This is a genomic window from Dactylosporangium sp. NPDC049742 (assembly GCF_040674675.1).
Lineage (GTDB): Bacteria > Actinomycetota > Actinomycetes > Mycobacteriales > Micromonosporaceae > Dactylosporangium > Dactylosporangium maewongense.
The window spans coordinates 14,431-41,087 of the sequence record NZ_JBFANF010000037.1; the positions used below are offsets into that span (position 1 = coordinate 14,431).

Annotated in this window: 21 protein-coding genes and 2 pseudogenes; 11 read left to right on the forward strand and 12 right to left on the reverse strand. The window is 71.8% G+C overall.

All coding sequences use genetic code 11. From position 1 onward, the window contains the following. Positions 1-85: 85 nt before the first annotated feature. Positions 86-4,087 carry a bifunctional nitrate reductase/sulfite reductase flavoprotein subunit alpha gene (locus tag AB0J72_RS35750; RefSeq protein WP_363406684.1) on the forward strand — a complete coding sequence of 1,334 codons (4,002 nt, stop codon included), beginning with the start codon at positions 86-88 and terminating at the stop codon, positions 4,085-4,087. Here AB0J72_RS35750 and AB0J72_RS35755 read toward each other — a convergent pair. Then, on the reverse strand, positions 4,081-5,067 hold the full coding sequence (locus tag AB0J72_RS35755; RefSeq protein ID WP_363406687.1) for a tetratricopeptide repeat protein: 987 nt from the start codon (positions 5,065-5,067) through the stop codon (positions 4,081-4,083). The genes AB0J72_RS35750 and AB0J72_RS35755 overlap by 7 nt on opposite strands. Continuing rightward, entirely contained in the window at positions 5,037-6,083 is a 1,047-nt protein-coding gene (locus tag AB0J72_RS35760) for an NB-ARC domain-containing protein (protein ID WP_363406690.1), read from the reverse strand. Before AB0J72_RS35760 ends, AB0J72_RS35755 begins: the two co-directional genes overlap by 31 nt. Positions 6,084-6,143: 60 nt before the next feature. Here AB0J72_RS35760 and AB0J72_RS35765 point away from each other — a divergent pair. Together AB0J72_RS35765 and AB0J72_RS35770 are read left to right on the forward strand one after the other, a co-directional pair. Then, positions 6,144-6,284: pseudogene (locus AB0J72_RS35765) on the forward strand (transposase); the annotation flags it as partial. 274 nt (positions 6,285-6,558) lie between these two features. Further along, positions 6,559-8,193 (forward strand): OB-fold nucleic acid binding domain-containing protein, encoded by a 1,635-nt coding sequence (locus AB0J72_RS35770; protein ID WP_363406693.1) that lies wholly within the window; start codon positions 6,559-6,561, stop codon positions 8,191-8,193. A gap of 20 nt (positions 8,194-8,213) precedes the next feature. Here the strand turns inward: AB0J72_RS35770 and AB0J72_RS35775 are convergent, their stop codons facing one another. Beyond that, positions 8,214-8,558, reverse strand: a complete 345-nt coding sequence (locus AB0J72_RS35775; RefSeq protein ID WP_363406696.1) for a hypothetical protein — start codon at positions 8,556-8,558, stop codon at positions 8,214-8,216. Between the two features lie 157 nt (positions 8,559-8,715). After that, a pseudogene (locus AB0J72_RS35780) lies at positions 8,716-9,166 on the reverse strand (response regulator transcription factor); the annotation flags it as partial. A 131-nt stretch (positions 9,167-9,297) separates the two neighbouring features. On the opposite strand from AB0J72_RS35780, the gene AB0J72_RS35785 reads away from it, so the two are divergent. Continuing rightward, on the forward strand, positions 9,298-12,072 hold the full coding sequence (locus AB0J72_RS35785) for an FtsX-like permease family protein (protein WP_363406699.1): 2,775 nt from the start codon (positions 9,298-9,300) through the stop codon (positions 12,070-12,072). A 301-nt stretch (positions 12,073-12,373) separates the two neighbouring features. Then, on the forward strand, positions 12,374-12,580 hold the full coding sequence (locus tag AB0J72_RS35790) for a helix-turn-helix transcriptional regulator (RefSeq protein WP_363406969.1): 207 nt from the start codon (positions 12,374-12,376) through the stop codon (positions 12,578-12,580). On the opposite strand, the gene AB0J72_RS35795 is transcribed toward AB0J72_RS35790, so the two are convergent. Continuing rightward, a complete protein-coding gene (locus tag AB0J72_RS35795) occupies positions 12,484-12,996 on the reverse strand; it encodes a transposase (protein WP_363406702.1) in 513 nt (170 codons plus the stop codon). The genes AB0J72_RS35790 and AB0J72_RS35795 overlap by 97 nt on opposite strands. 274 nt (positions 12,997-13,270) lie before the next feature. Here AB0J72_RS35795 and AB0J72_RS35800 point away from each other — a divergent pair, with 274 nt between their 5' ends. Continuing rightward, entirely contained in the window at positions 13,271-14,317 is a 1,047-nt protein-coding gene (locus tag AB0J72_RS35800) for a hypothetical protein (RefSeq protein ID WP_363406704.1), read from the forward strand. Here the strand turns inward: AB0J72_RS35800 and AB0J72_RS35805 are convergent. Next, positions 14,310-16,601, reverse strand: coding sequence for an EAL domain-containing protein (locus tag AB0J72_RS35805; protein ID WP_363406707.1), 2,292 nt, complete (start codon positions 16,599-16,601; stop codon positions 14,310-14,312). The two genes, AB0J72_RS35800 and AB0J72_RS35805, sit on opposite strands and share 8 nt — an antisense overlap. A gap of 129 nt (positions 16,602-16,730) precedes the next feature. On the opposite strand from AB0J72_RS35805, the gene AB0J72_RS35810 reads away from it, so the two are divergent. Further along, positions 16,731-17,066, forward strand: coding sequence for a PadR family transcriptional regulator (locus AB0J72_RS35810; protein ID WP_363406710.1), 336 nt, complete (start codon positions 16,731-16,733; stop codon positions 17,064-17,066). A 1,080-nt stretch (positions 17,067-18,146) separates the two neighbouring features. Here the strand turns inward: AB0J72_RS35810 and AB0J72_RS35815 are convergent. Next, positions 18,147-19,163, reverse strand: a complete 1,017-nt coding sequence (locus tag AB0J72_RS35815; RefSeq protein ID WP_363406713.1) for a hypothetical protein — start codon at positions 19,161-19,163, stop codon at positions 18,147-18,149. 166 nt (positions 19,164-19,329) lie between these two features. Here AB0J72_RS35815 and AB0J72_RS35820 point away from each other — a divergent pair, with 166 nt between their 5' ends. Further along, entirely contained in the window at positions 19,330-21,093 is a 1,764-nt protein-coding gene (locus tag AB0J72_RS35820; RefSeq protein WP_363406716.1) for a carbamoyltransferase C-terminal domain-containing protein, read from the forward strand. After that, entirely contained in the window at positions 21,090-21,746 is a 657-nt protein-coding gene (locus AB0J72_RS35825; RefSeq protein ID WP_363406719.1) for a hypothetical protein, read from the forward strand. The genes AB0J72_RS35820 and AB0J72_RS35825 overlap by 4 nt, the downstream gene beginning before the upstream one ends. Here the strand turns inward: AB0J72_RS35825 and AB0J72_RS35830 are convergent. From AB0J72_RS35830 to AB0J72_RS35840, 3 genes are read right to left on the reverse strand one after another with little or no spacing between them, the layout of a single operon-like run. Further along, positions 21,667-22,167: a hypothetical protein gene (locus AB0J72_RS35830; protein WP_363406722.1), complete on the reverse strand. Its 501-nt coding sequence runs from the start codon at positions 22,165-22,167 to the stop codon at positions 21,667-21,669. The two genes, AB0J72_RS35825 and AB0J72_RS35830, sit on opposite strands and share 80 nt — an antisense overlap. Positions 22,168-22,176: 9 nt before the next feature. Next, positions 22,177-22,641 (reverse strand): hypothetical protein, encoded by a 465-nt coding sequence (locus AB0J72_RS35835; RefSeq protein WP_363406725.1) that lies wholly within the window; start codon positions 22,639-22,641, stop codon positions 22,177-22,179. After that, positions 22,638-23,141 carry a GNAT family N-acetyltransferase gene (locus AB0J72_RS35840; RefSeq protein ID WP_363406728.1) on the reverse strand — a complete coding sequence of 168 codons (504 nt, stop codon included), beginning with the start codon at positions 23,139-23,141 and terminating at the stop codon, positions 22,638-22,640. Before AB0J72_RS35840 ends, AB0J72_RS35835 begins: the two co-directional genes overlap by 4 nt. Positions 23,142-23,193: 52 nt before the next feature. Here AB0J72_RS35840 and AB0J72_RS35845 point away from each other — a divergent pair, with 52 nt between their 5' ends. Together AB0J72_RS35845 and AB0J72_RS35850 are read left to right on the forward strand one after the other, a co-directional pair. Further along, a complete protein-coding gene (locus AB0J72_RS35845) occupies positions 23,194-23,640 on the forward strand; it encodes a hypothetical protein (RefSeq protein ID WP_363406731.1) in 447 nt (148 codons plus the stop codon). 17 nt (positions 23,641-23,657) lie between these two features. Further along, complete coding sequence (locus AB0J72_RS35850; RefSeq protein WP_363406734.1) at positions 23,658-24,458, forward strand: ROK family protein; 801 nt, start codon at positions 23,658-23,660, stop codon at positions 24,456-24,458. Positions 24,459-24,475: 17 nt separating this feature from the next. On the opposite strand, the gene AB0J72_RS35855 is transcribed toward AB0J72_RS35850, so the two are convergent. Continuing rightward, positions 24,476-25,180, reverse strand: a complete 705-nt coding sequence (locus tag AB0J72_RS35855) for a LamG domain-containing protein (protein WP_363406737.1) — start codon at positions 25,178-25,180, stop codon at positions 24,476-24,478. A 100-nt stretch (positions 25,181-25,280) separates the two neighbouring features. After that, positions 25,281-26,594, reverse strand: coding sequence for a condensation domain-containing protein (locus tag AB0J72_RS35860; protein WP_363406740.1), 1,314 nt, complete (start codon positions 26,592-26,594; stop codon positions 25,281-25,283). Between the last annotated feature and the right edge of the window lie 63 nt (positions 26,595-26,657).

A 26,657-nucleotide genomic window follows, 5' to 3' on the forward strand; every position in this document is an offset into this window, starting at 1 on the left:
TGCCCGCAGCGTCACGGTCGACGCGACGGTGTCGGCCGGGCGGAGGGATGTGGTTGTGGTAGCACTCGGCACGCAGGTCAGGACGGTGTGTTCGTACTGTGGCGTCGGCTGCGGGATGGTGCTGGACATCCAGACCGGGCCGGACGGCCGGCGGAGCGCGCTGAAGGCGGCCGGCGACAAGGAGCACCCGGCCAACCGCGGGCGGTTGTGCACCAAGGGGGCGACGAGCGCCGACATGCTCGCGGCGCCCGGGCGGCTCGGCACGGCGAAGGTCCGCCGGGAGCGCGGCGCCGCGCCGCAGGACGCCGACCTCGACGCCACGATCACCGAGACCGCACGGCGGCTGCGGGCGATCATCGACGAGCACGGGCCGGACGCGGTCGCGCTGTACGTGTCCGGGCAGATGACCCTCGAGGCGCAGTACCTCGCGAACAAGCTGGCGAAGGGCTTCGTCGGCACGAACCAGATCGAGTCGAACTCGCGGCTGTGCATGGCGAGCGCCGGCAGCGGCTACAAGCTGTCGCTGGGCTCGGACGGGCCGCCCGGCTCGTACGACGACCTCGACCACGCCGACGTGTTCCTCGTCATCGGCGCGAACATGGCCGACTGCCACCCGATCCTGTTCCTGCGGATGCTCGACCGCATGAAGGCCGGCGCGAAGCTCATCGTGGTCGACCCGCGGCGCACGGCCACGGCCGACAAGGCCGACCTGTTCCTGCAGGTCAACCCCGGCACCGACCTCGCGCTGCTGAACGGGCTGCTGCACCTGCTCGTCGAGGCCGGCCACACCGACGAGGAGTTCATCGAGTCGCACACGGAGGGCTGGGACGCCATGCCCGCCTTCCTGGCCGACTACCCGACCGCCATCGTGTCCGAAATAACCGGCATTTCCGAAAAATCGTTGCGTGAGGCCGCGGCGCTCATCGGTACCGCGAAGAACTGGGTCAGCTGCTGGACGATGGGGCTGAACCAGTCCACGCACGGCACCTGGAACACGAACGCCCTGGTCAACCTCCACCTTGCCACCGGGGCGATCTGCCGCACCGGCAGCGGGCCGCTGTCGCTCACCGGCCAGCCCAACGCCATGGGCGGCCGCGAGATGGGGTACATGGGCCCCGGCCTGCCCGGGCAGCGCTCCGTGCTCGCCGAGCAGGACCGCGCGTTCGCCGAGGACCAGTGGGGGCTGCCGCGCGGCACCATCCGCACCGAGGTCGGCACCGGCACCGTCGACATGTTCCAGCGGATGGCCGACGGCGAGATCAAGGCCTGCTGGATCATCTGCACCAACCCCGTCGCGTCCGTGGGCAACCGCCGCACCGTCATCGAGGGCCTCGAGGCCGCCGAGCTGGTCATCACGCAGGACGTGTACGGCGACACCGAGACCAACGCGTACGCCGACGTGATCCTCCCCGCGACGATCTGGGGCGAGACCGACGGCATCATGATCAATTCCGAGCGGAACCTGACGCTCGTGCACCCCGCCGTGACCCCGCCCGGCGACGCCCTGCCCGACTGGCAGCTGATCGCCCGCATCGCGACGGAGCTGGGATACGGCGCCGCCTTCGACTACGGCAGCGCCGAGGAGATCTTCACCGAGCTGCGGGCGTTCTGGAACCCGGCCACCGGGTACGACCTGCGCGGCGTCAGCTATGACCGGCTCCGCGACGGCCCGGTGCAGTGGCCCGCGCCGCCGGGGGCGGGGGACCGCAACCCGATCCGCTACCTCAACGACGGCGTCAGCCAGCACCTGTACGAGCGGCCCGACGGCTCACGGCCGCGACTGGCGTTCGCGACGCCGAGCCGCCGCGCGGTCTTCTTCGCGCGGCCGCACCTGCCGGCGGCGGAGCTGCCCGACGACGACTACCCGTTCCTGCTCAACACGGGCCGCGTGCAGCACCAGTGGCACACGCTGACGAAGACCGGCCGGGTCGGCAAGCTCAACAAGCTCAACCCCGGCCCGTTCGTGGAGCTGAACCCGGCCGACGCCGCGCGCCTCGGGATCGCCGACGGCGACCGGGTCGAGGTCGCGTCCCGCCGCGGCCGCGCGGTGCTGCCCGCCGTCGTGACGGACCGGGTGATGCCGGGCGGCTGCTTCGCGCCGTTCCACTGGAACGACCTGTTCGGCGAGTACCTCAGCGTCAACGCCGTCACGAACGACGCCGTCGACCCGATCTCGTTCCAGCCGGAGCTGAAGGTCTGCGCCGTGTCCCTGGCCAGGGTCGCGGACCTGCCCGCGGACGAGCCGGGCCTGCGCGAGATGCTGGGTCTTCCGCCGGTACAGCCGCAGCTCACCGACAATGAGAAGCGGTATCTGGCCGGATTCCTGGACGCGCTCGTCGCCGCCCCGCCGGATCACACGACCGTGCCCGTCCTCCCGGCGTCGGCGCCGATCCTGCCCGAGCGGGCCCTGTGGGTGAACGGGCTGCTCGCCGGGCGGTACTCGCGGGTGCCGACGGCCGCGCCGGTCGTGGTGGCCGCGCCCGAGGAGCCGGCCGGCCCGGCGGTCCACGTGCTGTGGGCGTCGCAGACCGGCAACGCCGAGGACTTCGCCGGCGTCGTCGGCCGGCGGCTCGCCGACGCGGGCTGGCGGGCGAGCGTGCGCAGCATGGCCGACGTCGGCGTCGACACCCTGGCCGGGCCGGCGGACCTGCTCATCATCACCAGCACGTTCGGCGACGGGGACGCGCCCGACAACGGCGCCGCGTTCTGGCAGTCGCTCGGCGGGCCGGACACGCCGCGGCTCGACGACCGCCGGTACGCCGTGCTCGCGTTCGGCGACTCCAACTACGACGACTTCTGCGGCCACGGCCGGCGCCTCGACGCGCGGCTCAGCGAGCTCGGCGCGACCAGGCTCACCGCCCGCGTCGACTGCGAGCCGGACTACCAGCCGGCCGCCAGCGACTGGCTCGACCAGGTCATCGCCGCGCTGCGGGCCACGCCGGCCCGGCGGGCGGCGCCACCGGCGGTGCCGACCCGCAACCAGCCGGTGACGGCCCGGCTCACCGGCAACCGCCTGCTGAGCCTGCCCGGCTCGGCGAAGGAGGTGCGGCAGTTCACGTTCGAGTCCGAGGAAGGCGTCCTGCCGTACGAGGCCGGCGACTCCCTCGGCGTCTGGCCCGTCAACTGCCCGGACCTGGTCGACGAGTGGCTGAAGGTCACGGGCCTGCGCGCCGACGAGCCGGTCGAGGTCGCCCAGCACGGCACGCTGCCGCTCGCCGAGGCGCTGCACCGCCGCCTGGAGATCGCGAAGATCAGCCCGGACCTGCTGCGGTTCGTCGCCGAGCGCAGCACCGACCCGCACCTGAAGACCCTGCTGCGCCCCGACAACCAGGGCGAGCTGGCGAAGTGGACGTGGGGCCGCCAGGCGATCGACGTCATCGCCGAGTGGCCCGTCGACGCGACCGCGCAGGAGTGGGCGGGCGTGCTGAAGCGGCTCCAGCCGCGGCAGTACTCGATCTCCTCGACGCCGCTGCTCGACCCCACCCGGGTCAGCCTCACGGTGTCGGTGGTCCGCTTCGCGAACAGCCGCGGCCAGATCCGCAAGGGCGTCGCGTCGACGTTCCTCGCCGACCTGCCCGCCGACGGCGAGGTGCCGGTCTTCGTCCAGCGCGCCCCGCACTTCCGCCCACCGGCCGACCCTGCCACCCCCATGATCATGGTCGGCCCCGGTACCGGCGTCGCGCCGTTCCTCGGCTTCCTCCAGGAACGCCAGGCGCGCGGCGCCCGCGGCGCCAACTGGCTGTTCTTCGGCGAGCAGCGCCGCGGCACCGACTTCTACTACGCCGACGAGCTGCTCGCCCTGCGCGACACCGGCGTCCTCACCCGCCTGGACCTCGCGTTCTCCCGCGACCAGCGCAACAAGGTGTACGTGCAGGACCGCATGCGCGAGCACGGCGCCCACCTGTGGTCCTGGCTCCAGGACGGCGCCTGCTTCTACGTCTGCGGCGACGCCAGCCGCATGGCCAAGGACGTCGACCGGACCCTGCGCGAGATCGCCGTCGCCCACGGCCACCTGACCCCGGACGCGGCCGAGGCCTATGTGAAGCAGCTCGCCGCCGACAAGCGCTACGTCCGCGACGTCTACTGACGCATCCGCCGCGTCCGCACGGTGTGCGGATGGTCGGCCCCGAGGACCCTGGTCCTGTCGGCCAGCAGCGCGTCGAGATCCTGAGGCCGCCAATGTACGAGGTTCTCCCGCACCTGCATCGTGTCGGGATGATCCGCCCCGAGCACGCGCACATAGTCGGCGAGGACCGCATCGAGGCCCTCGACGGCCGCGCCCGGATCCCCGGCGAGCCCCCGCCAGTGCGCGAGATCCCGGCGGGTGTCGAGCGTGTCCGGGTGATCGGGCCCGGGCACCCGCTCCGCGTCGACGAGCAGCCGCGCACTCTCCTCCGCGGCCGCACGCGGGTCCCCGGCAAGCCCCCGCCAGTGCGCCAGGTTGTGCCTCGTGCTCAGGATCGTCGATTCTTCGATGTCGGGGGTCCGCATTAGAATGGAGAGGACCTCCGAGGTTTCGCGAGCGGCCCGGCCGGGGTCGCCGGCGTGTCCTCGCCAGTAGGCGAGGTTGCCCCTGGTCCGCAGCGTGTTCGGGTGTTCGGCACCGAGTGACCGGGCCTGGTCGGTCAAGAGCGACTGCTGCGCCGCGATGGCCCCGGCGAAGTCACCGGACTCGCCCTGCCAGTAGGCGGCCTCGTAGCGCGCCGTGAGGGTGGTGGGGTGCAGGTCGCCCAGTGCCGCAGCGGCCAGTGATACCCGCACGGCGGAAACCGCCCATGCGTCCTTCGCATACCCGAGCTCGCCGAGCATGCTGTTGATGTGCGCCGTCAGTGGGTGCAGTGCCCATGCGGCCGTGTCCAGTCCGTCGGCTGCCGTGTCGTGTCGCATCAAGGCCGCGCAGTGTCGCGTCCAGACGCTGCCGTTGGCGAGGAACGCATTGCCCGACGGACGTGACCTGGCGGCATCCGGCCATGCCTCCAGCAGTGCATCGCCGCAGGTCATCAGCAGGTCCAGCAATGCGACCGACGTCAACGATTCTAACGCAGAGCGCTGGGCCAGGGCATGCATCCGCACCGATCGGAGTGGGTCGGTTGCGTTGTGTGAGACCAGGCTGAGGCGGTGCAGGTTGCGGAGGGTCTTGCGGGCGTCGGCCGGGGTGCTGCCGAGGTGGGCGCAGGCCGCGGGGCGGTCAGCACCGCCTCCGGGATGCCGTTGGGGTCCAGGGTTGCTGCCAGGAGCAGCATCGGGCGGGCCAGGCCCGTCGGGGCGAGGGCGTCGGCGCGGTCGGCGGCCAGGGACCAGGTGGCCGCGAGTTCGTGGTCGTAGTCGTCGCCGGTCGCGTTCGGGAACAGGTCGGCCAGGCGGCTGGTCCGGTCGGCGAACAGGGCGCGGTACTCGGCGCAGGTCAGGGCGTCGTCGACGATCAGGGCGGCGGCCTGGGCGAGGGCCAGGGGCAGGTGGCCGAGGTCCGCCGCCAGGGTCGCGGCGTCGGGGTCGGCCCGGTCCAGCTTGGCCGTCAGGTAGGCGGCCGACTCCGCCGGGGTGAAGACGCCGACGTCGATGACGGTGCCGCGGGAGCGCAGGGCCGCGTCGCGGCGGCGGGTGGTCAGCACGAGGCGGCCGGTCGGGCCGGCGGGCCACAGGCCGCGCAGGTCGGCGGGGTCGGCGGGGTCGGCGACGTCGTCCAGGACCACGATCCAGGTCTTGTCGGTGTTGGCGAGCCAGGTCAGGAAGGCGGCGGCGGCGCGCTCCACGTCGCCGGTGGCGAGGCGGAGGGCGCCGGCGGCGTCCGCGTAGCCGGTCAGCGTCGCGGTGCGCGAGGATGCCGTGACCCAGACCGCGAGGTCGGTGCCGTCGGCGCGGGCCTGCTCGAACAGCGCGGCGGCGAGCTGGGTCTTTCCCGTGCCGCCGTCGCCCACCAGTACCGGCGAAGAAACGGCGACGAGGGCACCTCTGGGCTGGAAGGCGTCGGCGCGCAGCGGGGCGCGGCCCACGAGCAGCGGCCAGGCGAGCGGCGGCGGGGCGGCCGCGTAATGGTTGATCTGTGTGTTGTGTGAGCCGGCTTGCAGGCCCTTGACGTCCACCGTCCCATCGTCGCATTCACCTATAGAGGCTGTGTCTGAACCTGCCAGCGCAGTAGCGGCGGCCGCCCAGAACGCCACCACCGCCGCGCGATCATCGATGCGATCTTCTACCTGGTCGACAACGGCGTGAAATGGCGGGCCCTGCCCACGGACTTCCCGCCCTGGCGGACCGTTTACGGCTTCCTCGCCCGCTGGTCCGACGACCTCACCACCATCGAACTGGCGAACCAGCTCCGCACCGAGCTACGCGTGGCACACGGCCGCAACCCCACCCGACCGCCGGCTGCATCGACGCCCAATCCGTCCACGACATCTCAGGCTCCCGCCGCTGGCCACCAACGACTCGCACTATGTCGCGGAGGACCAGGCGGCCGCGCACGACGCGCTGCTGTGCGTCGGCACCGGCAAACAGCTGGCCGACACCGACCGGTTCCGGTTCGGCGGTAGCGGCTACTACCTGAAGTCCGCCGAGCAGATGCGCGCGCTCTGGGACGACGAAGTCCCCGGCGCGTGCGACAACACGCTGCTGGTAGCCGAGCGGGTCGAAGCCTACGACGAGATCTTCGCCCACCGCGACCTGACGCCACGCTTCCCGGTGCCCGAGGGCGAGACCGAGTCCAGCTGGCTGCGCGCCGAGACCTTGCGCGGGGCGCGCCGACGATACGGCGACGCACCGTCGCCGGAGGTGCTCGCACGGATCGACCACGAGCTGTCGGTGATCGACACGATGGGCTTTCCCGGCTACTTCCTCGTGGTGGCCGACATCTGCCAGTACGCCCGGGACCAGGGCATCGGGCTGGGACCCGGCCGCGGCTCGGCGACCGGCTCGATCGTCGCCTACTGCACCGGGATCACCCAGCTCGACCCGATCGAGCACAAGCTGCTCTTCGAACGGTTCCTCAACCCCGAGCGGATCTCCATGCCGGACGTCGACCTGGACTTCGACGACCGCCGGCGCGACGAGATGATCGCGTATGTCACCCGGCGCTACGGCGAGGACCGGGTGTGCCAGATCGTCACGTTTGGCACTATCAAGGCCAAGGCAGCGGTGAAGGATACCTGCCGGGTGCTGGGCCTGCCGTACGCGCTGGGCGACCGCATCACCAAGGCGTTCCCGCCGGCCGCCGGCGGCAAGGAGATTCCGCTCGCGGCAATCCACGACAGCGGCCATTCCCGCCACGGCGAGGCCGCCGAACTGCGGCGCATGTACGAACAGGAGCCGGACGTCCGCCTGGTGCTGGACAACGCGGCCGGCCTGGAGGGGCTCACCCGGGGCACCGGCATCCACGCGGCCGGGGTGATCCTCTCAGCAGCGCGTCCTGCTGCGACTGATGCAGCCCACCGCAAGAGCCTGGTCGCCGTCCACGAGCACGCGATCGACGCGGTCATCGGCGTGAAACGCAGCCAGGCCATGGGCCAAGACTCCCTCTTCGGCGACCTGGGCGGCGCCGAATTCGCGGTGACCGTACCGGAGGGCGAGTGGGACCGATCCACCCTGCTCGCGTACGAGCGGGAGATGCTCGGCCTCTTCGTCTCCGGTCACCCCCTCGACGGCGCCGAACACGTGCTCCGCCAGCACCGCGACATCGGCCTGGCCGACCTGCTCACCTCCGGCCGGACCGAAGGCCTGGTCCAGGTGAGCGGCATCATCGCCGACCTGCAACGCAAGATCACCAGGCAGGGGCACGCGTGGGCGGTGCTCACCCTCGAGGACCACGACGCAGCGATGGAATGCCTGGCCTTTCCCAAGACGTACGAACGGTGCGAAGCGACACTCGCGCAGGACCGAGTGGTCAGCGTCCGGGGAAGGATCAACGTCCGCGACGAGACGATGAGCATCCACGTCGAAGACGTGACGCCCCTCGACCTGACCGGCGACGACACACCGATCGTGCTGGCGCTACGCGACACCCAGGTGACGCCGCAGCTCGTCAACGAGCTCAAGCAGATCCTCACCCGCCACCACGGCACCGCCCCGGTACACGTCCGGCTGGCCTGCACCAGCGGGCGCACCCACCTGCTGGACCTGAAGGCATGCCGCGTAACGCCAGGCCCGGCACTGTACGGCGACCTCAAGGCACTACTTGGCACCGCCGCAATTGGCGCATAGACAACCGCCAGGCGGGTTGCTCACGACTGAGCCAACGGGCTGTCGCGAGCTGCCGGAATGGCGGACAGACGCGGCCAGCGTCGCTTGACCGCGGCCGGGTCGGTTGCCAGCAGCCCGGCCACCGGGCGGGGCGTCACCTGGCCGGCCAGCCGCAAGGCGGCTACCTCGGTCTGATACCTCTCAGCACAGTCCGGCGCGCTGGTAAGGCGCTTGACAATGGCAGGCACGCCAGCGAACTCCACCAGGCATACCTCAGAACGCGGACTGCTGGCCAGCCGGCGAATAAGAACGGGATCTCCCAACTCTTCGCGAATCGACTCCGATATCGGCAGTTCCGGATCACGCACCATCACCCGAGTGTTCAATGGCGCGACAATACGAACCACCCTGTGTCGCGCCACGACTCGTCGCACCGATTGTGAGCTGCGATTTTGTCGGGCGGTGCACGATTGGGTCGTGGTGTTCCGGCTGCTGTACCCGACTATGGTCCGGAGCTCCTGCTCACACCGCGACGCCGGGCAGTCACGGCGGACCGGTGGTGCCGCCCGGAATCACCAGGCCGGTCTCGTACGCGAGGACCACCAGCTGGATCCGGTCCCGGACGCCGAGCTTGGTGATGATCCGGCTGACGTGAGTCTTGGCGGTGAGCGGGCTCATCCGCAGGGCCTGCGCTGTCTCGGTGTTGCTCGCACCGGCGGCCACCATGGCCAGCACCTCACGCTCGCGACCAGTGAGCCCGGCCAGCCGTTGCGGCGCGGTTCGCGATGCCGCCGGGCGGCGCGTCAGCTCCGCGATCACGGTCCGCGTCACCGTCGGGCTGAGCAGCGCCTCACCCGCGGCGACCACGTGGACGGCCTGGCACAACTCCTCGCGGCTCAACCGTCTTCGACAGGAAGCCGCTGGCGCCGGACCGCAGCGCCTCGAAGATGTACTCGTCGATCTCAAACGTGGTCAGCACGATGACGCGGATCCCTGCGGTCTCCGGCCGCGGTGGCGCTCAGCCTCGGGTTCGTCGGGTTCGTCGGGCTCCCGCGTGATGGATCGGCATGGCCAAAACAGTACCGCGTCTTGCATTGTCACAATGCATTGCGACAGAGTGGACGGGTGATCTCCTTCGTCTGGACACACCTCCGGCGGCGCGCGTCGAGGTCGGTGGCGCTCCTGCTGGGTGTGCTCACCGCGACCACCGGCTTCACCGTGCTGACCGGCGCCACCGGCACGGCCCGGCTGGCGGTGACCGGCGCCGTTGACCGCAGCGCCCGTGCCGCCTACGAGATCCTGGTGCGGCCGAAAGGCACCCACACACCACTGGAGGACCAGCGCAGCCTGGTGCGGCCCAACTCGCTCAGCGGGATCTACGGCGGGCTCACCATGGACGACCTGGCCAAGGTGCGGGCCGTCCCCGGCATCGACGTCGCCGCGCCGATCGCGATGGCGGGTTACGCCAACGCCTCACTGGCCAGCGACGTCGACCTGACCGATCTGATCGACATGAGCCTCGACCGACAGGTCATCCGGCTCGACCGCACGTTTTTCGCCGACCGGCGCCTGAGCCGGGCACCGGGCCGGCCGATCTACGTCTACGTCACCAAGCACGGCGTCGGCTGGCCGAAGATCAACGGGTATGGCTCGCCGGGCGCCGCGTTCTCCGACGGCACTGTCGGCAAGCGCGAAGACTTTTGCGGCGGCTCGATCGCGGTGCTGGAGGAGGGCCAGCCGGTGTGCAACTGGCTCTTGGACGGCGTGGTGTCCAACCTCACGACCGACCAGCAGTGGACCGACCTGCGCACCGTGCGGCTGACCTGGGACGGCAGGTTCGAGACCGGCGACGTCGAGGGCGGCGTCACCGTCAATGACAGGCTGATGATGCGGCTGAGCTGGCATGTGCCGCTGCTGGTCGCCGGCGTCGACCCGGAGGCCGAGGACCGGCTCGCCGGGCTGCGCGGCGCGGTCACCGGCGGGCGGTTCCTGACGGCCGAGGACCGGCCGACGAGCCCTCAACCGCAGAACCTGTCGGTGCCGGTGCTCGCCACCGATCTGGCGTACGCCGACAACAGCGCCCAGGTCGCCGTCTCGCGGATCCCAGTCGGCACGCGGCCTGTCGGCGGCTCGGCCGGCGAGGCGATCGCGTGGCTCGACGCCCTGCCGCAGCACCCGGTGCTGACCACCCGTGACCTGCACGCCGAGGAGGCTTACCGCACGATGCTCGCCCGGCATATGCAGTACGCCGGCGGCCCGGGCCTGGAGCAGTTCGTGCAGGTCGGCGGAGTGCAGTATCAGCAGTTGCCGGACGGCACGCTGGCCGCGGTGACCACGGAGGCCAACCCGGAGGCCTTCCGCACCCCGACGATCTACGGCGACGTGGTGCCCTGGCAGATCAGCGACACCGCATTCCGCACCACAGAACAGATCGGCTGGACCTCGGACGAGATCTTCCACAGGACCCAGGTGGTCGGCACGTTCGACCCCCGGAAGCTGACCGGCTTCGACCCGCTGAGCCGGGTGCCGATGGAAACCTACGAGACACCACTGGCGACTGGCGCCGACCAGCGCGCCATGGATCTGCTGGGCAACCAGCCCCTGCGGCCCGACGGTAATCCGGCCGGCTACCTGTCTTCCCCGCCGATCCTGTTGACCAGTCTCGACGCGCTGACGACGGTGCTCGCAAAGACCTCGGCTCCCAACCGGACGGCGCCGATCAGCGCGATCCGGGTCCGCGTCGCCGGCGTCGAGGTCTTCACGCCGACCTCGCGGGAGCGGGTCCGAGTCGTCGCCGAGCAGATCGCGGCGACCACCGGGCTCGACGTCGACATCACCTACGGCTCGTCCCCGACGCCGCAGACGGTGACGCTGGCCGCCGGGCAGTTCGGGCGTCCCGAACTCCGGATCAGCGAGCCCTGGGTGCGCAAGGGCGTCGCCGCGACCATCATCAGCGCCGTCGACCGCAAGAGCGCGCTGCTGTTCGTGCTGGTACTCGTGGTCTGCGCGCTGTTTCTCGCCAACGCGGTCACCGCCGGGGTCCGGGACCGGCGCACCGAGCTTGCCGCGCTCGCTGCGCTCGGGTGGCGGGCCCGGTCGCTGTTCGGCGCGGTGCTGGGCGAGGTCGCGGCGATCGGGCTGCTGTCAGGACTCGGTTCGCTGGCGCTCGCATGGCCGCTCGGCGCCCTGCTCGACGTGCACATGACATGGGGCCAGACGCTGCTGGCGGTGCCAGTTGCGCTGGGCCTCGCCCTGCTGACCGGCTCGCTGCCCGCGCTCGGCGCGGCACGGGCCCACCCCGCCCGTGGCCTGCGCCCCGCGGTGGCGAACCCGCGCGCAGCCGGCCGGCCGCGCGGGGCGATCACGCTCGGACTGCTGAACCTGGCCCGCGTGCCGGGCCGCACGGCGCTCGGGGCGGCCGCGATCGCCATCGGCGTCACCGCGGCGACGTTGCTGGGCGCGATCACCTTCGCGTTCCACGGGGCGATCGTCGGCACGCTGCTCGGTGACGCGGTGTCGCTGCAGGTGCGTTCTGTCGACACAATCGCGGCGGTCGCGACCGTACTGCTGGGCGCGTTCGCCGTCGGCGACGTGCTGTATCTCAACATCCGCGACCGGTCGGCCGAGCTCGCCACCCTACGCGCGACCGGGTGGAGCGGCGGCGCGCTGTCCCGGCTCGTCATGGCCGAAGGGTTCGGCATCGGGTTGCTCGGCGGGCTGCTCGGCGCCGGACTGGGCGTCGGCGGCGCCGCCTGGCTGGTCGGCTCGGTGAGCACCGGGCTGGTCCTGACCGCAGTCCTCGCCGTGCTGACCGGCGCCCTGCTGGCAACCCTCGCCGCGCTGGTGCCCGCCGCACTGCTGCACCGTATGCCCACCGCTCGACTGCTGGCCGAGGAGTAATCGCACCATGTCCGTTCGGGCCGGCTCGTCGAGGTCGTGCCGCCAGTCGCTGATCCCGGCGAACGACGACGCGCCGGCCAGGACCGCGCCTCGCCGCTCGACTATGCAATCGCCCTGGTGGAACCCTCCTCGATAGCTTGACGTCATTACTACGTCGGCGATACTACGTCCTGCGTAGTAGTAGGAGGTGATTCCCGTGAGCCTTTCCGAGCTGGGCAGGTTCTCCGAGCCTGGGCTGCTTGTCCTGGTCAGCCTGGCGGACGGCCCGAAGTACGGCTATGCCATCCAGGAGGACATCGGCATGCTTATCGGCGACCGCCCCGGACCGGGCACGTTGTACGGGGCGATCAAGCGCCTGGAAGAGCGTGGGCTCATCGAGGCCCTGGCAGCCCAGGACAGACGCAAGCCGTATCAGCTCACTCCGGTGGGAAGGCAGATGCTCCAGGCAGAACTGGAGCGCACCAGGTCGGTGGCCGCAGTGGGCCTGCGTCGCCTGGCGGTGACCTGATGCGCCGGCTGCACGCGGCTGTGCTCGCGCTGGCGTTTGCGGCCGTTGACGCGTTTGTAGGAGTCGTAGCCGCTGGTGGCGGTGGGGACGATGCCTTCAGCTGATTCGTGGATGGATTGTGAGTCGATGCAGCCGGCGCTGGGTTGTGGGTTGCGGCCGAGCGCGACTCGGAGGTCGGCGCGGAGTTTGTCGGCGAGTTCGATTGTGGACAGGTTGTCCGACCAACGGGCGAACAGGCCGTAGACGGTGCGCCAGGGTGGGAAGTCGGCGGGTAGTGCCCGCCATTTGATGCCGTTGTCGACGAGGTAGAAGATCGCGTCGAGGACGGCGCGGCGGTGGTGGCGTTCGGGTCGGCCGCCGGTGGGGGTCTGGCAGGCCGGGGCGGGTAGGAACGGCTCAATGCGTTGCCACTGCACGTCGGTGAGGTCGGTCGGGTAGCGGCGGACTCGGGTGGCGCAGCTGCAGGTGCATGACACCGTGACGGGTGGTGGCTGCTCGGCGGCGTGCTGGACGGGCCGTGCCGGCAGGGCTGGGGGCAGTGTTCAATGACAAGGCGGACTCTTGGAGGGCAGCAGGTGTAGGAACCCATTGCCTACCAAGAGTCCGCCTTTGTCGATCTCCGCCACGCCGGTCCAGCCTGTAGCACAACCAGCCCGACGGGTTCAGAAACAGGCTCTATAGGGTGTGCCGATGCGCGAACGGGTCCTGGTTGTCGTGGCGGCGTGCGGGCTGCTCGCGGGGTGCGGCGGGGAGGCGGTGAAGGCGCCCGCGTCGGCGCTGCCGTCGGTGGTGGCCGTGGCGGAGGAGCTCGCCGTCGTCGCCGGCGGCGGAATCGCGGTGCCGGCGGCGAAGCAGCTCCCGGCGAGCGCCGCGATCGGCGGGCCCGACTACGCGGTGCGGCTCACCGAGGTCGGCACCGCCGATCACCTGGAGCCGACGGTCGTCACCCAGTTCGGCAAGATGCAGTCGGCGACCGGCGTGCCGCGCGACGCGAGCGGACCGATCGCCGCCGGGCAGGGCAAGGAGTTCGTGTTCGCGCGGTTGGCGGCGGTGCCGGGCCTGGAGACGCAGCCGTCCGCGGTGGTGAAGGCGCGGCTGCGGGTCGGCGACAAGGCGCGCCCGGTCGAGGGGATCGTGTCGCCGAACAGTGTGCTCGTCGCGCTCGTGCCCGCCGGGGCGCCGGTGACGCTCGTCGTGTCCGACGCCGACAAGGACCAGAGCATCGACCTGCGCACGGGTGCCGTCGGGCCGGGTGCCGTCGCCGCCTATCTGAAGCCGCGGCCGTACGGCCAGACGTCCTACAAGCTCCTCGGGCAGATCAGCGGCGAGCCGTCCCAGACCTCCGTGGAGATCGAGGTGTCGGCGGCGCTGGAGCCGTTCGACCACCGCCTGCAGGGCACGTGGGCGCCGGCCGGGCGCACGTGGCTGCGGGTGTGGGTGGAGGCGAAGCTCACCTCGATCGGTGTGCTGGACGGCACCGTCGACATGCGGCAGAGCCTGCAGCTGACGGCCAACGGCAAGGCGGTCACGGTCGAGGCGTCCAACGCCGACGTCGTGGGCGAGACCGTGCCCACCAACGGCTACACGATCCGCGACGAGGTGCGGATGGACGTCGCGGAGGGTTCGGTGCAGACGCTGACGTTCCGGTTCGAGCCCAAGGGCGCGCTGACCCGCGCCGGCAAGCCGGCCACGCTGAAGCTGAGCGGCAGCACCCAGCAGAAGATCACGCTCAAGTAGCGACGCCGGTCGGTGCGCGGTCCGTCATCCACTCGGTGAGCTGCGCGGCGGGGACGGGGCGGGCGAAGTGGTAGCCCTGGGCCGAGCGGTACCCCAGCGACCGCAGCTGCTCGGCCTGCTCCGGCGTCTCGACGCCCTCCGCGACGGCGTGCAGCCGCAGCGCCTGGGCGAGCTGGATGACGGCGGCGGCGACCGGTGGACGACCCTCCCCCGACGCAGGCGCGGGCGCCTGGGTGAAGGAGCGGTCGAGCTTGACCTCGTCGACCGGGCAGTCGTGCAGCAGCCGGAGGGTGGAGCTGCCGGTGCCGAAGTCGTCGAGCGAGATCCGCAGGCCCAGCGCGCGGAGCCGCTCGAGGGTCGCGGTCGCCGGCCCGAGGGTCAGGGCCATCGACTCGGTGATCTCCAGGACGATGCGGGCCGGGTCGACGGCGTGCAGCGTCAGGGTCTCGGCGACGAACCCGGCGTAGTCGGCCTCGCGCAGCTCGCGCGGGGACACGTTGATGTTGAGCACCGCCGGGGCGGCGGCGCCGTGCCGGGCGTCCCACGCCGCGAACTGCCGGCACGCGTCGGCGAACACGAACCGGCCGAGCGGCACGATCAGGCCGGTGCGTTCGGCGAGGGGGATGAACGCGTCGGGCGGCAGGACGCCGTGGACCGGGTGGTCCCAGCGGACCAGGGCCTCGGCGCCGACGAGCCGGCCGTCGTCGAGGGACACGATCGGCTGGTACACCAGGAAGCAGCGCCCACTGTCGATGGCTTCACGCAGCTGGGACGGGTGGTCGCCCGCACCGGTCTCGCCGCCCAGTTCCGACATCGCGCAGTCGTAGTGCAGGTAGGCGGTGCCGGTGAGCCGCTTCGCCGCGTACATGGCGATGTCGGCACGGCGCAGCAGCAGGCTCGGGTCGTCGCCGTCGCGCCCGTCGGCGATGCCGATGCTGGCGGAGATCGGCAGCTCGTGGCCGTTGACGACGGCGGGCGCCCGCAGCGCGTCGGCGAGCCGCTCCACGGCGAGGCTGGCGGCGGCCGGGTCGGCGCCGGGCAGCACCACGACGAACTCGTCGCCGCCGAGCCGGGCGACCGTGTCCGCGGCGCCGGCGCGACCCGCCAGGCGCCGGGCCACCTCGACCAGCAGCAGGTCGCCGACTTCGTGCCCGAGCGTGTCGTTGACCTCCTTGAAGTCGTCGAGGTCGATGAGCGCGACGCTGACCGGGCCCGGCTCCCGCAGCGCCTGCTGGAGGCGCTGGCCGAAGAGCGCCCGGTTGGGCAGCTGGGTGAGCGCGTCGTGGGTGGCGTTGTGGTCGAGCCGGGCGAGGAGCCGGCCGTTGTCGACGAACGCGGCCACCTGCCGCACCATGACCAGCGCCGTGAGGGTGACGGCGCCGAGCACCAGCATCTTCTCGTCGCCGTGGTCGCCGAACCAGGTCTCGAGGACCAGCAGGACGTAGACGGCGGCGACGGCCGCGTAGGGCACCAGGCTGAACGGGCGCCGCTTCGCCGTCACCGCTTTACGGGGCGCGCCGCGCTCCCGCTCCGCGGCCCACGCCGCCAGGCAGCACACCACCGGGATGCTGAGCTGGGTCGACATCAGGTGCGGATGGCCGGGCGCGAGCAGCGGCTGCAGCATCGAGTTGGTGGCGCCGTAGAAGATCGAGAAGGCGAGCCACTGCAGCGCCGACTTGTCGATGAACTCGTAGCCCGACAGCATCACCTTCGCCACCGCGAGCACCACGACCAGGGCGAGCACGCCGAGGATCAGCGAGCCGAGGACCTCGTTGCGGTTGTCGGTGCGCAGCGCGACCCTGGTCTGGAAGTGCCAGATGAACACGGCGGCGCCGGCGACGACCGTGCCGCCGTCCAGCGCCACCCGCAGCCGCTCGCCGGCGCTGCGCCGGGACAGTGGGAGGCGGTACAGCGCGTACAGGATGAGCAGCACCGCGGCGCTGTCGAAGGCCAGCAGGACGGGCCCGTTGTACGCGCCGCCGACGTCCGGGTGGGTGAGCACGTCGATCGCCTGGGCGGTGTGCGCGACCCCGACGCACAGCGCGGCGAGGCTCAGGTGCCCCCAGAACCTCCGGGTCGGCGCGGGCAGCGTCATCGTCCTCGCCGTGCGCCGGAACGCGGCCGTGAGCAGCAGCGCGCCGGCCGGGGTGGGCAGCCACAGCAGCACCGGCGGCCCCACCGGCGTCACCAGGTTGACCAGGAACCAGGTCGTGCAGGCGGCCAGCACCAGACACGAGGCGCGCATCGGCCCGGACATGGCCCGCAGCCGTCGCAGTGCGCCCATCCGGTCTCCTCGTCCCGTGCTGTCGCCAGTGCACCGCCATCATCGACCACCGAATGCTGCCATGACCCGCCGCCCGATTTCAGCATGTTACGATTGACGTAATATCACGACGGTTGTAATTTGCTGGTCATGCCGCCTTTACAGGAGCCGACGTTTCTGGTGCTGACCGCGCTCACCGGCGAGCCGCTGCACGGCTACGGGATCCTGCAGCAGGTGACCGCCCTCTCGGGGGGCGCGGTGGTGCTCGGCGCGGGCACGCTGTATGGCGCGCTGGACCGGCTGGCCGAGCAGGGGTTGGTCGCGGTGGAGCGCGAGGAGGCCGTCGACGGCCGGCTCCGCCGCTATTACCGGCTCACCGACGAGGGCGCGGCCCGGCTCGCCATCGAGGTCGAGCGCCTGCGCCGCAACGCCAACGCCGCCGCCGCGGGCCTCCGCCGCCGCGGCCTGCAGACGGACCTGGCGTAACTGGGAGCGCGACGCCAGTGAGGCACCCGCCTGCGCGCAGACGTTGGCCAATGCCCCAGAACACCCGCTTTGTCATTGATGCTCCGTGATTCGGCCGCAATTCCAGAGATCGAATCCGATGCAGGTCGCGCGGCGCCGTTGAAGCGACCGCCGCCCGGTCGCGCGGACGATTCAGCGAACACGGCGGCGACGATGTGCCCCGACCCGGAAGCAGACGTTGGTCAATGCCCAAAATTGTCCGTGTTTCGCCATCGACGCTGCGCAATCCACCCACTTTCGGAGATCGAATTGGGTGCAGATCGCGCATTGTCTATGGAGCAAAAGCCGCATTCAGGGGCATTGACCAACGTCTGTGCTGGCGGGTCGTGCCTGGACGTCGGAGGGTGTTGTGCGAGTGCGAGCGCCGGGAGTCGGGGAGGTCTGGCGCCGGAGGCGGGCGGTGGGGCGTCGACCGTCAAGGTGAGCGCGGGCGTCCGGGGCGCCGGGAGTGTCGAGCTCTGGGGCATCGGGGTGAGCGCGGGCGACGGGCCCTTGAGTGCAGGGGTGGGTGCGGGCGTCGGGGTCTTGGGCAACAGAAGGAGCGCGGGCAAGTGGTCAAGTTGGGTGGAGATCGTTCACTGCCTATGGAGTAAAGCCGCCAAATGGGGCATTGACCCACGTCTGTGCTGACGGGTCGTGCCTGGACGTCGGAGGGTGTTGTGCGAGTGCGAGCGCCGGGAGTTGGGGAGGTCTGGCGCCGGAGGCGGGCGGTGGGGCGTCGACCGTCAAGGTGGGCGCGGGCGTCCGGGGCGCCGGGGCGCCGGGAGTGTCGAGCTCTGGGGCATCGGGGTGGGCGCGGACGACGGGCCCTTGAGTGCGGGGGTGGGTGCGGGCGTCGGGGTCTTGGGCGGCAGAAGGAGCGCGGGCAAGTGGTCAAGTTGGGTGGAGATCGTTCACTGCCTATGGAGTAAGCCGCAAGTAGGGGTATTGACCAACGTCTGTGGTAGGCGGGTCGCGCCCTGGGCGTCGGAGGGTGTGAGCGGCGAGGGGTTGGGTGCCGGGGGTGTGGGGTCAGGGGGTGTGGGGTCAGGGGGTGTGGGGTCAGGGGGTGAGGCGGCGGAGGACTGTCCACTGTGGTTCTGGGGTGAAGCCGAGGGCCTCCTTCGGGCCCTGGGCGCCCTTGCCGCCGACGATGAGGGGGCGTTGCTGCTCGATGCCCCAGCGGATGAGGCGGGCCAGGTGGTCGAACCAGAGGCCGCTGCGCCGGGGACCGCCGAGTGGGAGGGCGCCCCACGGGCCCAGGATCGGCGCCACGGGGTGGTCGAAGGTGAGGGTCGCCGCGACCAGGCCGTCCGGGCCGGTGTAGCGCAGGGCGAGGACGTCCGGCTGCTGCAGGACGGTCTCGAACAGGGCCTGTGGCCAGACCCGCATCGGTGGCCAGCGGTGGGTGTGGTTGCGGCGGGCGGTGTCGGCGCAGAGGCGGTGCAGGGCGGTGGCGTCGAGGCCCGCGTCGGCGGCCGGGCCGAAGGCGACGGTGAGCGACGGGTCGGCGTCGATGTTGCGGACCAGTCGCTGCTGGTCGACGCGCCGCGACTTGCGCAGGGTTCGCAGGTACGAGTCGTAGTCGGGGAACGTGTTGCGCAGCAGCAGGGCCGGGGCGCCGGCGCGCACGAGCGAGACGCCGTGCAGGAGGTGGGGCAGCTCGCGGCGGTAGATGTGGCGGTACATGACCGCCTGGAGGCGCTTGCCGTACCGCTGCCGCAACGACGCCTCGAGGGTCCTGACCGCGGCCGCGAAGAGGGACGGCGCCGGGCCGCCGCTGGGGTGCAGCGTGCCGGGCAGGCCGCCGGCCAGGGCGATGCCGGAGAACGCCCCGATGATCATGCTCTCCACGTCGGCGACGGCGAGGCCGAGGGCGGGGAGCCGGCGCAGGCGCAGCGTGACGAGCCCCGCGACCTTGTCGCCGTCGCGGAGGGCGCCGACGAGGACCGGGCCGCGCCGGGTCGACGCCAGCGCCCGCATGACCGGCCAGTCCAGCACCGAGTGCAGCTCGGCGTCGCGGACCGCGGAGCCCCACCACGGCGGCGTGGCGGAGCCGGTCGGATCGAGAAGATCCAATACCAGTTCGTCGATGCTGATGATGTTCCGCCAAGATCTGCAGGCGGTCAACAATCCGACCGGAAGGCTTCCCTTGGGCAACCACTTCCGTCAATACTTTTGCAGGTTGGCGGGGGGCCTGGACGATCTTCGGTCAATGAGATGAGGATCAATGTATGTACTCGGCTTGAGTCAACACCACGACTCGGCTGCGGCACTCCTGCACGACGGGCGGATCGTCGCGTTCTGTGAGGAGGAGCGGTTCAGCAGGATCAAGCACGACGGGGGCTTCCCCGTCCGCGCGATCCAGTGGTGCCTGCGCAGCGCGGGCATCACCCTCGGCGACGTCGACCACGTCGCGTACTTCTTCCAGGGACGGCGCCTGCTGTGGCACGCCGGCAAGCACTTCCTGCGCTACTTCCCGGCCACCCTGGCCGTGCTGCGCAACGACGCCGGCGACTACGGCAAGGCCCGCGGCTTCCATGAGACGGCCACCCGGCGGGAGACGTCCACCAACGCCGACGACCACCACATGGGCGGCACCCTGCTCGTGCTGTGGCGCCGCGCGTCGCAGCTGGAGGCGTTGCTGCGGGCGGCGACCGGCTTCGACGGGCCGACGAAGCTCAAGGTGCACCTGGTCGACCACCACCACGCGCACGCGGGCAGCGCCCTGCACATCTCGCCGTGGGACGACGCCGCGATCATCGCCTGGGACGGCATCGGCAGCGACGGCACCAGCACGCTGCTGGCCGTCGGTGAGGGCGACAGGATCCACGACCTGCGGCGGGTGAAGTTCCCGCACTCGCTCGGCGCCATGTACGCCGACGTCACCGGCTGGCTCGGCTTCCACCCGACCCGCGACGAGGGCAAGGTCATGGGGCTCGCCGCGTACGGGCGGCCGACGTTCGTGGAGCAGTTCCGCGACCTGGTCCGCCTCGACAGCGACGGCCGCTACGCGCTGAACCTCAGCTGGTTCCGCCACCACGCGACGGGCAAGCACCAGGTGTCGGACAAGTTCCGCGCCACGTTCGGCCCGCCCCGGCCGAAGACCCGCGACGCCGTGCCGCAGCACTACGCCGACGTCGCGTACGCGCTGCAGAACACCCTGGAGGAGGCGGGCCTGCACGTCGCGAAGTGGGTGCACGAGAAGACCGGCAACCCGCGGCTGCTGACCGCCGGCGGGGTCGCGCTCAACAGCGTCATGAACGGCAAGATCCTGCTGCAGACCGGGTTCGAGGAGTTCTTCGCCCAGCCGGCCGCCGCCGACGACGGCTCCGCGCTCGGCGCCGCGACCGTCGTCTCCGCCGGGCTGGGCCTGCCCCGCCCGCGGGGCGAGTACATCTTCCTCGGGCCCACCTACGCCGAGGCGGACATGGAGAAGGCGCTCGCGGAGGCCGGCCTGCCGTACGAGCGCCGGGACCCGATCACGAAGACCGCCGCCGCCGCGATCGCGGACGGGAAGATCATCGGCTGGTTCCAGGGCCGCGGCGAGGTCGGCCCGCGGGCGCTCGGCAACCGCTCGATCCTCGCCGACCCGCGCGGCGCCGACACGAAGGACCGGCTCAACGAGAAGGTCAAGCACCGCGAGCCGTTCCGCCCGTTCGCGCCGTCGTGCCTGGTCGAGCACGCGGGGGAGTACTTCGCCAGCGGCTACCCGAGCCCGGTCATGCTGCTCGTCTTCGACGTCCTGGAGCACCAGCGGGCCGTCGTCCCGGCGATCACGCACGAGGACGGCACCGCCCGCGTGCAGACCGTCTCGCCCGTCGACAACCCGCTCTACCACGAGCTGATCAGCGAGTTCCACGCGCTGACCGGGGTGCCGATGGTGGTGAACACCTCGTTCAACGACAACGAGGAGCCGATCGTCTGCACGCCGCAGGACGCGGTCCGCTGCTACCTCAAGACCGACATGGACGCGCTGGCGCTCGGGCCGTTCTGGACGCAGAAGTGATCCGTCGCTGGTGGTGGCTGGCGGCCGGGCTCGCCGGCGCGGCGATGACCGTGCTCATCATGGGTGTCCTGCCGCCGGACCGCACGATCGACAACCCGGCGGAGTTCCTGCTGCGGATCAGCCCGGTACTGTTCGCGGTCGTCGCGATCGGCGGCTTCCCGCAGCGGGCCGCGCCGGGCCTGGTCCTGCTCGCCGCCGTCGTCCTCGGGTACATGGGCGTCCTGGACACCCTGTACGTGCTGCGGGTCGTCGCGCTCGCCGACGGCGGCGACTTCGCGCCGTTCTACCAGATGGCGATCTTCGTCAACGCGTTCACCGTCCTGGCGATCCTGTTCGGCTACCGGCTCGGCGGCGCGAACACGGAGCGCGTGCTGCGGCTCGGGTTCGCGTCGGCGCTGGTGGTCGTGTCGGGCCTCAACGACCTGTCGTTCTACTACCTCAACGACTGGCCGGAAGGGCGCCCGGCGCGGCTGGACTGGGCGTCGCACATCACGGTGTTCGTCGGCGGCACGCCCACCCCGGCGGTTGCGATCGTCTTCTGCGCGGTGCACCTGCTGCTGGCCGCGGCCGTGCTCACCCTGCCGAGGTCCACACTTCGGCGTCGGCGAGAAACCCCGACGCCGTCCCCGGCACCGGCGTCCCCGCGACCGTGAGGGCGCCGTGCCCGCACCGGGCGAACACCGTGGACAGGTTCCGCCCGGTGCCCTGAAAGTCGTCCACGGCGATCAGGCGGTGCCCGGACGGCCCGCTCAGCTCGACCGTGATCCCGCCGCCGGTGGCCGTGCAGCCGGCGGCGAGGTCGAGCTCCACGGCGACCGGCGCCTCGATGAGCGCCGGCTCCGGCCACGGCAGCCCCCCGACCTCGGGGAAGTGCCGGTTGAACGTGTCCGCCAGCCACCGGCCCAGCTCCGGCCGGTCCGTGACGAGCGTGGTGCGGCCCTCGTGCCACAGCACGATCGCCCGCCCGGCGCCGTGCGCCGACCAGTCGACCCGCCACACCGACACGAACGCGACCGTCCCGCCGTCGCGCTCCACGGTCAGCCCCGGATTCGCCCCCACCAGCAGCACCGACATCGATCGATCCTAACGGCCCGCGGCGCGGACGCGGTCCACGGCGCGGATGCGGGCCGCCAGGGTGGGCAGGTCGTCGGGGGTGCCGTGGTGCCAGTCCCACAGGGTGCGGCAGCGGACGGTGGTGGCGACGTGGTGGCCGACGCTGAACACGGCCTCGGCGCGGAGGTGGCCGTCGCGGCGCATCCGGATCGTCAGGGCGGTGCCGGCGTCGCCGAGGCGGGCGGTGCCGCCGGGTCGCAGCGCCGCCAGGTCGTCGGTGAAGGCGGCCAGGTCGGACCACGGCACGAACAGGGTGTCCGAGCAGGGCCGGTCCTCGCCCGGGTACGGCAGCAGGGTGTCACGGGGGATGTCGAGCGAGCAGTGGGCGTGCCGCGGGTCCCCGCCGGGCTGGTCCTGCCAGCTGCGCCCGCTGCCGGCCGCGATCCGCAGCCCGATGCCGTGCTCGGGGTCGAAGAACACCACCCGCGTCGTCATGGGAGGTGCTTCACGAACTTGAGGGCGTCGCGGCCCGGTCCGTCGTAGTTGGTGTGCACGGGCAGGCCGTCCAGCGAGGTGTCGCCCGGCACAAGGGTGAAGCCGAGCCGGGTGTGGAAGGCGAGGGACTGGCGGTTCGCGACGCCGGTGATCGAGTGGACCTTCCGGACGCCGCGCGCCGCGACGTCGGTGAAGAATCGGCGGTACAGCCTGCCGCCGACCCCGGTGCGCCGCAGCGCCGGCGAGACACCGACGAAGTGGATGTAGCCGACCCCGGGGTCGGACTGCGACACGAACCCGACGAGGAACGCGCCGAGCCGGCCGCCGGACAGGTCGAGCACGTAGCTGGTGTCGGTGAAGTGCTGGAAGTACAGGCGGGGCAGCAGCGTCGCCCGGTACACGCTGCCAGACTCGCCGCCCAGGCCGCCCCACCATTCGTCCATGACCGCCATGACGCGGGCGTGGTCGTCCTCCGTCGGGTGCCGCAGCGTGTCGATCATCGTTCCATTGTCGTACCCCCGCGCGGTGAGGGTGCGCTGCTACGGTCGGCCCATGTTCGAGCTGGAGTACCTCCTGCCGCAGCTGCTGTTCGCGCTCCCGGCGGTCGTCACGCTGACCGTCGGCGCGGTGCTGCTGTGGAACCGGCGGGGGCGGCTGCTGCCGCGGGTCCGGGCGCTGGGGTCGGCGGGGCTGGCGGTGCTGCTCGCGGGGGCCGTGACGAACCTGCTCTACCAGCTGCTGCTGCCGGAGATCCTGCGCGGCGGGCGCTGGATGGAGATGCGGGTCGCCATCGCCGGGATGAACCTGCTCTTCATGGTCCTGCAGGTGCTCGGGCTGGCGCTGGTCATCGCCGCGCTGCTGGCGACGGCGCCGCCCGCCACCCCGTGGAGCCGACCGGCCCCGGAGACCGGACCGTGGGACCAGCCGCCGCCGGTCACGCCGTTGAGCCAACAGCCCGCGGAGCCCGGACCGTGGGACCAGCCGGCGCCGCCGCGGTGACGCGGGCGATGAGGGTCGTGGCGTTCGATGTCGGCGGCACCCGTACCAGAGTGGCGGCCGCGGACGGGACGGTCGTGCGCTTCCCGACCGAGCCGGACTACGACCGGCAGCTCGCCCTGCTGCGGGACGCGGTCACGGAGCCACCCGACGCGGTCGGCGTGTCGTTCGGCGGGCGGGTCACCCAGGACGGCGACGTGCGGGTCTCGCTGCACCTGCGGGCGTATGAAGGCCGGCCCCTGGGCCGCGACCTGGCGGCGGCGCTCGGCTGCCCGGTGCGGGTCGCCCACGACGCGACCTGCGGCCTGCTCGGCGAGCACGCGCTCGGCACGCTGCGCGGGGAGGACCGGTGCGGCTACCTCACCCTGTCGACCGGGGTCGGCGCGGCCGTGCGGCTCGGGCGGGGGGAGCACTTCGTGGCGCTGACCACCGAGGCCGGCCACCAGCTCGTCGAGGGCAACGACCGGCGTTGCGGCTGCGGGCAGACCGGATGCCTGGAGACGCTGCTCGGCGGCGCGGAGCTGCGCCGGCGGCTGGGCCGGGGGCTGGAGGACGTCGACGATCCGCGCTTCTGGCAGGTGTACGCGCAGCGCCTGGCCGCCGGCATCGCCAACTTCGCGCTCAGCGCGGGCCTGGAGGCGGTCGCGGTCGGCGGGGCGATCGCGGCGCGCCGGGCGGAGCTGTGGCCGCCGCTGCGGCAGGCGCTCGCGGACCGGCTCACGTATCAGGCGGTGCGCGTACATCAGGCGGCGACGGAGGACGCCCCGCTGGTGGGCGCGAGAGTGCTCGCCGGCACGCCGCCGGCGAGCATCCTGCACTGAACGGCCCTGTCAGCGGGTCAGCGGGCCTCGATCTCGACCCAGTCGAGGTCGCCGGCGTAGTAGTCGCAGCCGACGTCGCGCTGGTCGCAGTCGGTCTTGCCGCCGATGGACAGCGGCCAGGCGTTGGAGATCGAGCCGGTCCAGCCGCCGCGGCGGGCCACGGTCCGGCCGTCGATCTCGAGGCTGACGCCGGAGCGGGTCCGCTCGCAGCGCACGATGTGCCACCAGCCGTCGTTGATCCGCCGGGACGCCTGCACGATGATCGTGCCGTTGGAGCCGCGGAACAGGCACTGCACGATGCCGTTCGGGATCTGGAACTTGAAGTTGCCGCCCGACGTGGTGGCCTGGCCCTTCTGGATGATGTTGCCGAACTGGTAGGTCGTGCGCAGCCTGAGCGTGACGGCGTAGTCGCGGCTGCCGGGGTCGAGGGCGGATCTGTCCGGCACGGTCACCAGGTGCCGCGGGTGCGTGGGCGGCTGGTCGGGCTGCAGGCGGGTGAACCGGTAGCCGGTCGCGCCGCGGACCCCGACGCCGGTGCCGACCTCGTTGCCGATCTGGCCGTGCAGTCCGTTGCCGCTGCTGTCGATCATCGTGCGGGCGCCCGGGCCCTCGTTCATCGACCAGGTCGCCACCGGGTAGTGGCCGGAGCTGGCGCCGGCCGTGGCCGGCACCCCGACGACCAGGACCGCGGCCGCCGCAGCCACCGCCAGAACCCGCGTCACAGAGACCATGCAATACCCCCGAACTCAAAGTCCGCAATCCGGACAAACCAGATCGTAAACCTCGAAAGGCTTTACCAGGGGCGGGATCGCCGCAGCGCCGTCACACTCCTGTCGGCGCCTCCGGGTCCAGGGCGGCCTCGACCGCGACGGCCTCCATGCCGCGCAGCAGCGCCTCGCCGTCCGCCGGGGAGATCACGTGCGTGTCCATGAAGATGATCGCCCGCACCGCGTCGTCGGGGAGGTCGTCGATGTGCACGATCAGCGGCTCGAACGGCACGTCCTGCCGGGTCGTCCACTCGAACGCCGCGTCCTTGCGGCCCTGGAACTCGGTGCCGCCCTCACCCGCGGCGCGGCGGTCGTTGAAGTAGGCCGGCAGCTCCAGGTCGCCGCCCCGCTCCTCGACCACCCGGCGGACCAGGTCGTCGAGCTCCACCGGGTGGTAGTACGCGTGCTTGTACGTGGTCATGGCGCCGCGCTTGGCCCGGTCGAGGACCTCCGCGAACGACGTGCCCGCCACGTCGAGCTGGCAGATGCCGTACTGGGCGAGCATGCACACCACCCGGTCCAGCCCGGGGCGGAACCGGTTGTTGACCATCGGGCGCAGCACCACCGGGTTGACCCCGGTGACCCGGGCGAGCGCGACGGCGAACACCCCGAGCAGCGCCGGCGCCGGCGGCACGCCGGTCCGCTCGGTCACCACCCGCAGCGCGGGCGCGAGAGCCCACGACGTGAGCTCGCCCCGCCAGTGCCGCGGCTCGGGCTTCCCGGCCGGGTCCGGGAAGCGGCGCGGTGCCATGCCGCGCAGGATGCCGTCCCAGTGCCGCAGCGCGAGGGTGTTCTGCCGCTGGCCGGACGGCGACGCCTGCCACCGGGCCTGCTCCAGCGGCTGCAGCTCCGGGATCGGCGTCTCGATCCTGGTGGCGAGGTCCTCCAGCATCACGCCGGTGCCGAAGCCGTCGGCGACCAGGTGGCACATGACGACGACGAGGTGGGTCAGCCGGCCGCCGGACCGCACCGCGGTCATCCTGACGGGCCAGTCCGCGGCGAAGTCGTATTCGGCGTCCTGCAGCCGTAGCCGTACCGCCTCGGCGACGGCCGCCGGGTCGTCGTCGCCCGCGTCGACGATCTCGAGGGTGATCTCGCCGGACCCGGCCACGACCTGGCTCGGGCGACCCTCCGCGTCGAACCGCAGCTTCGTGCGCGCCGTCGGGAAGCGGCTCATCATGTACCGCAGCTGCTCGGCGACGTCGTCGACGGTGGTGCCCTCGGGCAGCGGGCCCCAGGCGCCGTTCGGCAGCCACGAGCGCTGGCGCACCATCGCCTGCCAGATGTCCTGCTGCCCCCACGACAGGTCGGCCTCCCCGGCGCCGTCCCCGGCGAACGCCACGTCGATGTGTTCGGCAACCGTGGTCATGCCATACCTCCGCCTCGAAGGCGCCGATCGTAGCGGATCATGGTGTCGGGCCTGCCATACGGT

What these genes read in the sequence shown, in the direction of transcription:
- AB0J72_RS35790 (WP_363406969.1), top strand. Translation starts at nt 12,374, where the DNA reads ATGCTTATCGGCGACCGCCCCGGACCGGGCACGTTGTACGGGGCGATC.
- AB0J72_RS35835 (WP_363406725.1), bottom strand. Translation starts at nt 22,641, where the DNA reads ATGACGACGCGGGTGGTGTTCTTCGACCCCGAGCACGGCATCGGGCTG.
- AB0J72_RS35770 (WP_363406693.1), top strand. Translation starts at nt 6,559, where the DNA reads ATGCGCGCGCTCTGGGACGACGAAGTCCCCGGCGCGTGCGACAACACG.
- AB0J72_RS35860 (WP_363406740.1), bottom strand. Translation starts at nt 26,594, where the DNA reads ATGACCACGGTTGCCGAACACATCGACGTGGCGTTCGCCGGGGACGGC.
- AB0J72_RS35805 (WP_363406707.1), bottom strand. Translation starts at nt 16,601, where the DNA reads ATGGGCGCACTGCGACGGCTGCGGGCCATGTCCGGGCCGATGCGCGCC.
- AB0J72_RS35840 (WP_363406728.1), bottom strand. Translation starts at nt 23,141, where the DNA reads ATGATCGACACGCTGCGGCACCCGACGGAGGACGACCACGCCCGCGTC.
- AB0J72_RS35830 (WP_363406722.1), bottom strand. Translation starts at nt 22,167, where the DNA reads ATGTCGGTGCTGCTGGTGGGGGCGAATCCGGGGCTGACCGTGGAGCGC.
- AB0J72_RS35845 (WP_363406731.1), top strand. Translation starts at nt 23,194, where the DNA reads ATGTTCGAGCTGGAGTACCTCCTGCCGCAGCTGCTGTTCGCGCTCCCG.
- AB0J72_RS35755 (WP_363406687.1), bottom strand. Translation starts at nt 5,067, where the DNA reads ATGCATGCCCTGGCCCAGCGCTCTGCGTTAGAATCGTTGACGTCGGTC.
- AB0J72_RS35810 (WP_363406710.1), top strand. Translation starts at nt 16,731, where the DNA reads ATGCCGCCTTTACAGGAGCCGACGTTTCTGGTGCTGACCGCGCTCACC.
- AB0J72_RS35800 (WP_363406704.1), top strand. Translation starts at nt 13,271, where the DNA reads ATGCGCGAACGGGTCCTGGTTGTCGTGGCGGCGTGCGGGCTGCTCGCG.